A 10515-nucleotide genomic window follows, 5' to 3' on the forward strand; every position below is an offset into this window, starting at 1 on the left:
CGCATGGGCTGCCCCGGAGCCGGAGCCGGAACCGTTCCCGGTCGTGCAGCCCGTCGCGCGGCCGGAACAGGCGTCCGTCACGCAGGCTGCCTCGGCACCGGGACCGGCGTCTGTCACGCGGCACTCCGAAGCGGAGTCCGGATCGGCGCCGCCCGCTCCGTCGGCCGGATTTACCGGTTCGGGTGACGGTGCCTGCGCGTCCGCGCGGAGCGGCACGGAGGCGGGGGAGGCCCCGCCGATCCTCGCCCGCGGCCGGGTCCCCGGGCGCGACGAGGCCGACGGCACCCGGCCGACGACCCCGCTGCCCCGGTGAGCGCGGGGGCGGGCATGCGTGTGATAGGTGATGTGCAGCAATCCGGTGGCCGGGTGACCGGCGGGACGAGGAGTGAGCAGGCAGTGGCGGTGCGGGTGTTTCTGGTCGACGACCACGCGGTGTTCCGGTCGGGGGTGCGGGCCGAGCTGAGCCGGGAGGCCGACATCGAGATCGTCGGCGAGGCGGGCGCGGTCGCCGAGGCGGTCGGCGGGATCAACGCCACCACCCCCGACGTGGTGCTGCTGGACGTGCACATGCCCGACGGCGGCGGCGTCGCGGTGCTGCACGGCATCGCCGACGGCCCGGTGTGCCTGGCGCTGAGCGTGTCCGACGCCGCCGAGGACGTGATCGCGGTGATCCGGGCCGGGGCGCGCGGCTACGTCACCAAGACCATCTCCGGCGCCGAGCTGGCCGACGGCATCCGCCGGGTCGCGGGCGGCGACGCCGTGTTCAGCCCCCGGCTGGCGGGCTTCGTGCTCGACTCGTTCACGGGCCGGTCCCCGGTGCCCGAGCCGCCGCTCGATCCGGAACTGGACTCGCTGACCCCGCGTGAGCTCGAGGTGCTGCGGCTGCTGGCCCGCGGCTACACCTACCGGGAAATCGCCGAGACCCTGTTCATCTCGGTGAAGACGGTGGAGACCCACGCGTCCAACGTGTTGCGCAAGACCCAGCAGTCCAATCGCAACGCCCTCACCCGCTGGGCGCACCGGCGCCGGATCGACTGAGCGGCGACGAGTATCGCCCTGACTCGTGAGTCGCTCGCTGCGGCAACGCGTTTCGGCGCGCGGGTTCCGGCCGTCTCGTCCCGACCGGCCTCCTTCCCCGGTCATAGCTTGCTAGCATCGATGGGGTCGAGGCGGTGCGTTCGGCACCGTCCCGTGCGGGGAGGTACGGATCGATCATGATGGCACCCAACACTTTCCGGTGCGCGGTGGCGGCGGTCGCGGGGGCCGCGCTGCTCGTGGCGGGATGCGGCGACGGTGATACCGCGCCCGCCCCGTCCACCACCGTCACCACGACGACCCCCGCGTCGACCACGACACCGCCGACCACGACACCGCCGCCCACGCCCTCCACCACCGGCCCGGCGCCCACCACCGAGAATCCGCCCACCGAAGCGCCCGGCCCGGCGATCATCCCGGCGCCGACCACGGTCTACACCCCGCCGCCCGCCACCCGCGCCCCCGCGCCGCAGACCCTCCAGGCGCCCCAACCCCAGACCCAGGCCCCGCCCACCCTGCCCGACCCGGAGTTCGCCCCCCGCCCGGGCTACTGACCGGGCGCCGCACGCTCCGCCGTCGGTCCGCGCAGGCGGTCCGCACCCTCGCGCGCCGTTTCCCCCGGCGCGCACCACGTTCCGGGCAACCGGTCGCCGAACTCCGAGGTCGCCATGTCCTTCCTCCGCTGCGCCGCAGCACTGTCCGCCTGCCTGGCGGTGGCCGTCTTCCCGACGGTCCCGGCCGCCGCCGAACCGGCCGGGACCGGCGCGGCGGTGATCGTGCTCGGCGACTCCTACTCCGCCAACAGCGCCGAGATCGCCTACGAACCCTCGCCCTGCGCGCACGGCGCCACCTCCTGGCCGACCCAGGTCGGCAGGCGCCTCGGCATCGCGGACACCGCCGACCTGCTCGACCTGTCCTGCTCCGGCGGCGCCGTCGACACCCCGCCCGGCTGGACGCTGCTGCACCAGGCCCGCAAGGCGGCCGCGGCGAACGCCTTCGGGCCCGCCACCCGGGTGATCACCCTGCAGGCCGGGATGAACGACGCCTGGGGCGCCAACTCGGTCACCATGATCCACGCGTTCACCGAGTGCCTGCTGAACCTCGTGTCGGGCTGCGGGCTCGACGCGCCCGCGCAGAACCGCCTGCCCGACTACCTCGGGGTCACCGCCGAGAACCTCGCCCAGCGGGTGCGGGCCATCGTGGAGTACGCGAAGTACTACGCGCCCGCCGCGCGGATCGTGCTGGTCGGCTACCCGGAGATCTGGCCGTCCGGCGGCACGTCGGCGTGCATCGATGTGGCCGGGCTCGGCCGGGTGACGCAGCCGCGCGCCGAGGGGGTCATCGCCTACTTCGACGCCCTGGACCGGGCCCAGCGCGGGGCCGCCGAATTGCTGGGCATCGACTTCCTCGACACGCGCGGGCTCACGGCCGGACACGGCCTGTGCTCGGCCGAGCCGCTGGTGAACGGGGTCCTCGACCCGCGCACGGACCTCACCGGCATCCCGGCGCACCCGTCCGGGCGCGGGGACGCGCTGGTGGCCGAGGCGCTGATCCGCCGCGCCGGGCTCTAGGGGCGGCGGTGCCGCATGGCCGTCGAAATCCTCGCCGGCGCCGGGCGTGCCGCGCCGGACCGGCCGGTCCTGCCCTCGCTGACCGGGGCCCGCTGGTGGGCGGCCTTCGCCGTGTTCGTCCTGCACGCCCTCGTGTTCCTGCCGGTGTACCCGTTCCAGAAGTCGGAGCTGTTCCGCGCGATCCATCGCGCGGTGCCGATGCAGTTCGGCGCGGCCGGGGTGACGTTCTTCTTCGTGCTGTCCGGCTTCATCATCTACTGGTCGTTCACGCCCGGCTCCTCGGTGCGCCGGTACGCGCGCAGGCGCGTGCTGAAGATCTATCCCACCCACCTGGTCGCGGCGGCGGTGTTCCTGGTGGTCGCGCCGGTGCCGTTGGCGCGGCTGGTGGTGTGGCTGCCGAATCTGGCGCTGATCCACTCCTGGGTGCCGAAGTGGACGACGGTGGGCGGGCTCAACGTGCCCTCGTGGTCGCTGGCCGCGGAACTGCTGTTCTACCTGAGCTTTCCGCTGCTGCTGCCGCTGGTGGCACGGGTGCCCGGCGAGCGGCTGCTGTGGTGGATCGGCGGTCTGCTGGTGCTGATCCTGTGCCTGCACACCGGCTTCTACCTGGTCGCCGACGGCCCGAAGGGGATCGCCAACACCTTCGCGCCCCGGCTGCTGGCCGGTGACGTCTCGCCCGCGTACGAGATCCACGCCTCGCCCCAGTGGTTCGCCCAGCCCGACATCCCGGTCTCGCCGGCCTACTGGCTGAGTTACACGTTCCCGCCGTCGCGGCTGCCGGAGTTCTACCTCGGCGTGCTGGCGGCGCGCATGGTCGCCGAAGGACGCTGGCGGCGAACGGGTCTGGCGGCGCCGCTGGGCGCGCTCGCCCTCGCCTACGCCGCGACCTGGTTCGTCCCGGTGAACTACAAGATGTCGGCGCTGCTGGTCGGCCCGATGACCGCGGTGGTGGCCACCCTGGCCGCCCGCGACCTGGCCGGGATCCGCGGGCTGAACGCGAGCAGGCCGCTGGTGTGGCTGGGCGAGATCTCCTACGCCTTCTACCTGATCCAGTTCCCGGTGATGGTGGCGGTCACCCGGCTGTGCGTCGGCGGCCACCGGTACGCGTTCGCCGGCTGGCTGGGCTGGGTCGCGGTGTGTCTCGTGCTCTCGGTCCTGGCCGCCGACCTGGTCTTCCGCTGTGTGGACCGGCCGATCATGCGGCGTTTCGCGCGGGCGCGTCCGCCCGGCGCGGTCACATCATCGCCAGGATGATGCCGATCAGGATGACCAGGCCGATCAGCACGCCCGCGCCGATGGCGAGCGGGGCGCCGTTGGGCAGGTTGTCGAAGAAGCTGCCGGCGCGCTGCGGCGGCGCCTGGGTCGCGGCGGGGGAGTACTGGGGACGCTGCGGGCGGGGCAGCGGCATGGAGTGCGGGCTGCGCAGCCCCGACGCGGAATTGCGGGCGGCCCAGGCGGGGATGGTGCCGTCCTCGGTGCGCACCGGCGCGTTGAGGATGTAGGTGGCGGTGCCGGGACCGAAAGCGGCGGTGAGGATCTCGTCGCGGGCCTCGGCCATGGTCGGCCGGCGCTGCGGCGCGGGCTCCAGCATGTGCAGCAGGGCGGCGGTGAGGACGCCGCTGCGGGTCGGCGGGATGATCTGGCCCATGGCCGAGCGGGCGACCACGTCGTTGTCCTCGGTGTCGAAACCGAACGGCGGCTGCCCCTCGAGCGCGGTGTAGAGGGTGGCGCCGAGGGAGAAGACGTCGCTGGCCGGCGTCGGCCGCGCGCCGCGGGCCAGCTCGGGGGGCAGGTAGGCGGGGGTGCCGGTGATGACGCCGTCGGGCTCGTCCCCGCCTTCGCCCGCGCCGCGCGAGATGCCGAAGTCGCTGAGCTTGGCCATGCCGACGCCGGGCCCGCGGTCGGCGACGAGGATGTTGCCCGGCTTGATGTCGCGGTGGATGATGCCCGCGGCGTGGGCGGCGGCGAGCGCGTCGGCGACCTGGGCGCCGATCTGGGCGACCTCCACCGTGGACAGGGTGTCGGTGAGCGCGATGGCCTTGGCCACACTGCGCGAGGGTAAGTACTCCATGACCAGCCACGGCTCGCCCGCCTCGATCACCACGTCGTAGACGGCGATGGCGTGCTCGTGCGACAGCTTGGCCGCGACCCGGCCCTCGTGCACGATCGCGCTGCGGACCTCCTCGGCCTCGCGCTCGCTGAGCCCGGCCGTGGTGAGCACCTGCTTGATCGCGACCTCGCGGTTGAGCAGCCGGTCGGTGGCCAGCCAGACCGCGCCCATGCCACCGCCGCCCAGTTTCGACTGCAGGCGATAGCGGCCCGCGACGAGGTAGTCGGGGCCGACGATGGGACGAGCGCGTTCGGTCACGGGTGCGAGACTATCGGAAATCCCGGGTAGCTGGCCGGATTCTGCCTCCTGGCTCACTCCGGAGGACCGGCTGCGACGCAGGTCACGGCGGGTGTGATCCACAGTGGCGCAACAGATTTTCACATATCGCGGCGCCGTCCGGGAAAATCTCGCGTGATTCTCCCGGACGGCGGCCGCTCAGGCCCGCGCGAAGTCGGCCAGCACGCTCGGCAGCGCCGCGTCGAAACCGGCGATGTCGAGCATGCCCGCGTCGTCGGGGTCGGCGATGCTGAACGCGGTGGCGGTCAGACCCGCCACGACGAGCTTGGCCCGCGGGTTGATCCGCTCGCGGTAGCGCCGCAGCGCCTGATGCGGGTGGGTCTCGCCCGCCCAGGTCTCGTTGTCGGTGTAGACGAGGAACACGTCGACCTCGAGCTTCCGCTCCAGCGCGTACAGCATGGGCAGCGCGCAGTCGGTGCCGCCGAACGGCAGGCCGGACACCGTCCGCAGCACGTCGTCGAGGCGCTGCCGCGGGCTGATGGCCAGCGGCCGCAGGGCGCTCTCGCCCCACGACCCCGACGCGCTGGTGAATCCGACGATGTCGCAGCTGGATTCGGTCGCGGCGGTCACCAGGGCCAGCGCCGCCGAGACCTCCCGCGCCGAGACCGGCAGGCCCGACACCTGCGTGGTCATCGACCCGGACACGTCCAGCGCGAGCAGGTACCGCTGCCCGGTCGGCTCCACCGCGGCGAACGCGCGGTAGAACGCGGTGTCGAGCGCGTCGACCACCGGCGCCGACGGCGTCCACTCGCCCGCGCCGCGCGCACTGCGCCCGCTCGCGTAGGTGCGCTGCGCGACCAGCACGTTCACCGGGTGAACCCGCGCCTTGCGCAGCCGCTCGGCGTCGGTCAGCTGCGCGACGACGGACGCGGTGCGCGGCGCGCCCGGCGCGAGCAGGCCGAGCCGGGTCAGCCGGGGCAGCTGACGCAGCAGCGCGGTCTGCGGAAGGCCGTTGTCCAGCAGCGCCTCCCACACGTCGGCGCGGTTCAGCGCCTCGTCCGGCAGCATCTCCCACGACAGGCGGTGGGAGCGCACCAGCTCCGCGACCCGGTCGGCGGACGCGGTCTGCGCCCGCTGGTAGCCCTCGACGAGGGCAGGCCCGCCCGGTGCCGCCTCGCGACCGCAGATCCAGTCGAAAAGCCTTCGCCGCTCGTCGGATTCGGCCACCGGGTGCGCCAGACGCAGCAGGTCGCGGTGGGTCCAGCCCTCCCGCCGGCGGTACTTGACCACCTGGAAGGCCAGGTCGTCGACGCTCCTGCCGACGTACCACTGCCCGACCGCGCGCCGCAGCGCCCGGCCCCAGCCGCGGAACTGTTCGATGTAGCCGGCGAACAGGAACAGGTGCGTCCCGGTGCGCGCGACCAGCGGCAGGGCGTCGAGGGCGAGCCGCCGGTGCTCGGCGTCGCCGAGCGAGGCGGCCGCGGCGAGCGCGAACAGCGCGGGCTGCTGGCGCGGCGCGCGGCCCGAGGTGGAGACGGCGACGATCTCGGCGACCAGCTCCGCGGTGCGGTGCTGCGCGAAATCGACGACAACGGCGGCATTCTCGACGGTCAGCGCCTGCGGGGTCCGGTAGTAGGTGCCGCCGTCGGTGCCGAGGACGAGGAAGCGGCGCAACCGCGTCAGCGGGGTCACCGGGAAGGTGAAACCGCCCGCGTCGTTGCGGACCTGGCGCGGGTCGGCGGGCGCGGTCTGCGCCGTGTCGCGGCGGTGGAAGGTACGCAGGATGTTCACGAGTTCCCCCTCGCTGTGGTGTCGGCCCGCGGACGCGGGCAGGTGAATCCCCCGGACCCGGGCGAGCGGACGGTCGTGGTGTGCCGTCCGGATCGACACCGATGTCGCCATCGGTGTCCAGGAGTCGAACCTGAGGGCCAGATAACCGATCGGCTCCGGCCCGTCCACTCGCCCGGGACAACCGAAGAAGGAGCGGTCGTGGTGTTCCGACCGATGTTCGAGTGCTCTACCTCTGAGCTACGGCGGCGCGGGCCGCCGGCGGGATTCGAACCCGCGACATCTCCGTGGGAAACGGTAACCGACCGGATCCGGCCCGCCCCCTCTTCGGTTGCTGTGCTGGAAAGGTAGCGCGGGCCGCGGGGGCGGTGCCACCCATTTTCCGCCGCCCGGGGGTGGGGTGTCGCCCCGCGATCTTCGAACGTATATTCGAATGACGATCGATAAGCCGGATCGGTGCCGAGCGGCGGCCGACCCGCTTCGGGTCCGTCGTCGAGGTAGGTGGTGCTGATGGGTTCGGACGCGAAAACCATCGATGAGCTGCGGCGACGGATGGCCGCTCTGCCCGGCCGCGGTGAGCAGGCCACGCGCCGCGCCCCGGCGCGGGAGCCGCTGCGCCGGGAGGTGCTGCCGGTGCCCGCCGCGCTCGCGGACCTGCTGCCCGACGGCGGCCTGCCCAAGGGCGCGGTCGTCGCCTATGTCGGGGCCAACGCGCTGCTCTCCGGCCTGCTCGCGGCGGTCACCGCGGCGGGCGGGCACGCGGCGGTGGTCGGCATGCCGGGGCTCGGCCTGCTGGCCACCGCCGAGATGGGCGCCCAGCTGTCCCGGCTCGCGGTGATCCCCGATCCGGGGCCGGATCCGGTCGAGGTCGCCGCCGTCCTCCTCGACGGGCTCGACCTGGTCCTGCTCGACCTGGGCGGCACCTCGGTCGCGCCCGCGCGCTGCCGGGTGCTGGCCGCGCGAGCCCGCAATCGCGCCGCCACCCTGCTGGTCACCGGCGGGCGCTGGGACAACCCCACCCTGCGGCTGGATACCCGCGTCACCGGCTACGCGGGGCTCGGCGCGGGCCGCGGGCTGCTCCGCTCGGTCTGCCTCGACGTGCGCGTCCGCTCCCGTTCCGGTCCGCCCCGGCACGGGCGGCTCGACCTGTGCGCCAGGGCGGGGCGCACCGAGTGGCGGCCGGGCGCGGGGCCGGATGCCCGCCGCGCCGGCGTGGCCGAGGCCCGCGAAGCGGTGTCCTGACCCGCTCCTCGACTCCTGGACGTTCGAACGTATATTCGAATATGATCGATAGCTGTACCGATGCTGATGTGTCGCTGCGCTGGGTGTCTTTCGTCGCGGGAGTAGGTGGTGGTGATGGGGCGGATGATCTCGCCGGATTGCTGTTCACCCACTTCATCGATGGTGGCCGGAGTGTCGGCCGGGAACGCGCGCCGGTCGGCGCCCGCCCGCGCGGTCGGGATCGTCGCGGTAACTGGTCGTGTGCCCTCCGGCGGGCGGCTCGGCGCGCGGCGGGCGGGGCGGTGACCGGGCCGGGCGGCGCGGGCAGGCGGGTGCTGGCGGTCTGGTGTCCGGACTGGCCCGCCGTCGCGGCGGCCGCGGTGGCCGGGGTGTCGGCGGAGAAGCCCGTGGCGGTGCTGCACGCCAACCGGGTGGTGGCGTGCTCGGCGGTGGCGCGGGCCGCCGGGGTCCGGCGCGGGCTGCGGCGCCGGGAAGCGCAGTCGTGCTGCCCGGAACTGGTGATCGCGCAGGCCGACCCGGACCGGGACGCGCGCTTGTTCGAACCGGTGGTGCAGGCGGTCGACGCCACGGTGCCCGGGGTGGAGGTGCTGCGGCCCGGCCTGCTCGTGCTCGGGGCGCGCGGCGCCGCCCGGTTCTTCGGCGGCGAGGAGGCGGCCGCCGAGCGGCTGCTCGACGCGGTGGCGGCGGCGGGCGCGGAAGCCCAGGTCGGGATCGCCGACGAGGTGTCCACCGCGGTGCTCGCCGCCCGCCGGTCCGCCGTCGTCCCGCCGGGGCAGGGGGGCGCGGTTCCTCGCCCCCCTGCCCGTCGGCGAACTGGCCGCCGAACCCGCGCTGGCGCCGGTCGACCGGACCGAGCTGGTCGACCTGCTGCGCCGCTTGGGCCTACGCCGCATCGGCGATTTCGCCCGGCTCTCGGCCACCGAGGTGACCTCGCGCTTCGGCGCCGACGCCGCGCTGGCCCACCGCTGCGCGCGAGCCCTGCCCGAACGGCCGCCCTCGGCCCGCCCGCCCGAGGCCGACCTCGCCGTCGAGCACGTCTGCGACCCGCCGATCGACCGGGTCGACGCCGCCGCGTTCACCGGACGCCTGCTCGCCACCCGGCTGCACGCGACCCTGTCCGCGGCGGGGGTGGCCTGCACCCGGCTCGCGGTCTCCGCGCGGACCGAAGCGGGGGAGGAGCTGTCCCGGATCTGGCGCTGCGCCCGCCCGCTCACGCCGGAGGACACCGCCGACCGCATCCGCTGGCAGCTCGACGGCTGGCTCACCCGCCGCGACCGCCCGACCGCCCCGATCGTGCTGCTGCGGCTGGAGCCGGTCGAGGTGGTCACCGCGGGCGCCTTGCAGCTGGGACTGTGGGGCGGGGTCGGTGAGGAGGACGAGCGGGCCCGCCGGGCCCTGGTCCGGGTGCAGGGGCTGCTCGGGGGCGACGCCGTGCGGGTCGGCGTCCTCAGTGGCGGTCGCGGGCCCGCCGAACGCGTCACCCTGGTCACCCTCGGTGACGAACCGACCCCCACCGCCGATCCGGACCAGCCCTGGCCCGGCCGCCTCCCCGAACCCGCGCCCGCGCTGCTCCTGCTCGACCGCCCGCGCGTCCGTCTCACCGGCGCCGACGACACGGACATCGAGGTCACCGCGCGCGGCCTGTTCAGCGCCGACCCCGCCACCCTGCACTGGGGCACCCGCACCTGGCCGCTCACCGGCTGGGCGGGCCCCTGGCCCGTCGACGACCGCTGGTGGGCCCCCGACGGCGCCCGGCACGCCCGCGCCCAGGTCCTGCTCACCCTCGCCGCCCCCGAATCCCGGGCCGTCCTGCTGCACTATCACGCGGGCACCTGGCGCGCCGAGGGCGTCTACGCCTGACCGGCAGCCGGGAACTCGCCTGCCGATGCCCCCGGCGGCACCGGTTCTAGAGTGGTACGGGTGTGCCCGCCGGGGCCGGGAGGAGCTGGAGATGAACCCGTTCGACGGGATGCCGTGCTCGGCCGCGGCGGCCGACATCCCGCTGCCGGGGACGGCCACGCACGTCACCGGGTGGCTGGGTATCGAGCACCCCGGCGCCTGGGGGCGCGACGTGATCGGGGACGAGGTGCTCGGGGCCGAGGTCACCGCGGAGCTGGCGGCGCGGGCCGCGGCGGCGAAGGTGCGGCCCACCCTGATCCGCAGGCCGGGACGCAACGAGTTCACCGGCAGGCGCACGGTGCTGCTGGCGCGGACCACCGCCGAGGGCGCGTGGTGCGAGCGGTTCGAGATCGGCGATCTGTCGGAGCTGTCGGCCGTCGACCTGCGCGCGGTCGCCGGTCCGCCGCCGGGAATCGGTGCGCGCGTGCGGGATCCGATCGCGCTGGTGTGCGCGCACGGGAAACGGGATCAGTGCTGCGCGCGGCTCGGCCGCCCCGTCGCCGCCGCGCTGTCGGCCGCGTACCCGGACCGCGTGTGGGAGTGCTCGCACACCGGCGGGCATCGCTTCGCGCCGGCCATGGTGCTGCTCCCGTCCGGGCTCACCTACGGCCGGGTCGACGCCGCCGCGGCCGC

General features: G+C 74.6%; 8 protein-coding genes and 1 pseudogene. 7 read left to right on the forward strand and 2 right to left on the reverse strand.

The genetic code is table 11. The features are described from left to right. Nucleotides 1–402: 402 nt before the first annotated feature. The 4 genes from ON36_RS04535 (at nucleotide 403) to ON36_RS04550 (ending at nucleotide 3860) form a co-directional block, all read left to right on the forward strand. Nucleotides 403–1038, forward strand: a complete 636-nt coding sequence (locus ON36_RS04535; protein WP_043647905.1) for a response regulator — start codon at nucleotides 403–405, stop codon at nucleotides 1036–1038. A gap of 176 nt (nucleotides 1039–1214) precedes the next feature. Beyond that, complete coding sequence (locus tag ON36_RS04540; RefSeq protein ID WP_169334679.1) at nucleotides 1215–1589, forward strand: hypothetical protein; 375 nt, start codon at nucleotides 1215–1217, stop codon at nucleotides 1587–1589. 114 nt (nucleotides 1590–1703) lie between these two features. After that, nucleotides 1704–2606, forward strand: coding sequence for an SGNH/GDSL hydrolase family protein (locus ON36_RS04545; RefSeq protein WP_052313645.1), 903 nt, complete (start codon nucleotides 1704–1706; stop codon nucleotides 2604–2606). 15 nt (nucleotides 2607–2621) lie between these two features. After that, a complete protein-coding gene (locus ON36_RS04550) occupies nucleotides 2622–3860 on the forward strand; it encodes an acyltransferase family protein (protein ID WP_052313646.1) in 1239 nt (412 codons plus the stop codon). Here ON36_RS04550 and ON36_RS04555 read toward each other — a convergent pair. After that, complete coding sequence (locus ON36_RS04555) at nucleotides 3841–4974, reverse strand: serine/threonine-protein kinase (RefSeq protein WP_043647895.1); 1134 nt, start codon at nucleotides 4972–4974, stop codon at nucleotides 3841–3843. The genes ON36_RS04550 and ON36_RS04555 overlap by 20 nt on opposite strands. 177 nt (nucleotides 4975–5151) lie before the next feature. Continuing rightward, entirely contained in the window at nucleotides 5152–6744 is a 1593-nt protein-coding gene (locus ON36_RS04560) for a TROVE domain-containing protein (protein WP_043647916.1), read from the reverse strand. 507 nt (nucleotides 6745–7251) lie between these two features. On the opposite strand from ON36_RS04560, the gene imuA' reads away from it, so the two are divergent. The 3 genes and pseudogenes from imuA' to ON36_RS04575 all read left to right on the forward strand — a co-directional run. Beyond that, the gene (imuA', locus tag ON36_RS04565) at nucleotides 7252–7983 is read left to right on the forward strand and encodes a DnaE2-dependent mutagenesis accessory factor ImuA' (protein ID WP_043647919.1); all 732 of its coding nucleotides are present in this window, start codon (nucleotides 7252–7254) and stop codon (nucleotides 7981–7983) included. 281 nt (nucleotides 7984–8264) lie between these two features. After that, nucleotides 8265–9843: pseudogene (locus ON36_RS04570) on the forward strand (DNA polymerase Y family protein). Nucleotides 9844–9934: 91 nt separating this feature from the next. Further along, on the forward strand, nucleotides 9935–10515 hold a 581-nt coding region (locus ON36_RS04575; protein WP_281004813.1), incomplete at its 3' end, for a sucrase ferredoxin.

Origin of the sequence: Nocardia thailandica NBRC 100428 (assembly GCF_000308795.1) — a bacterium.
GTDB classification, from domain to species: domain Bacteria; phylum Actinomycetota; class Actinomycetes; order Mycobacteriales; family Mycobacteriaceae; genus Nocardia; species Nocardia thailandica.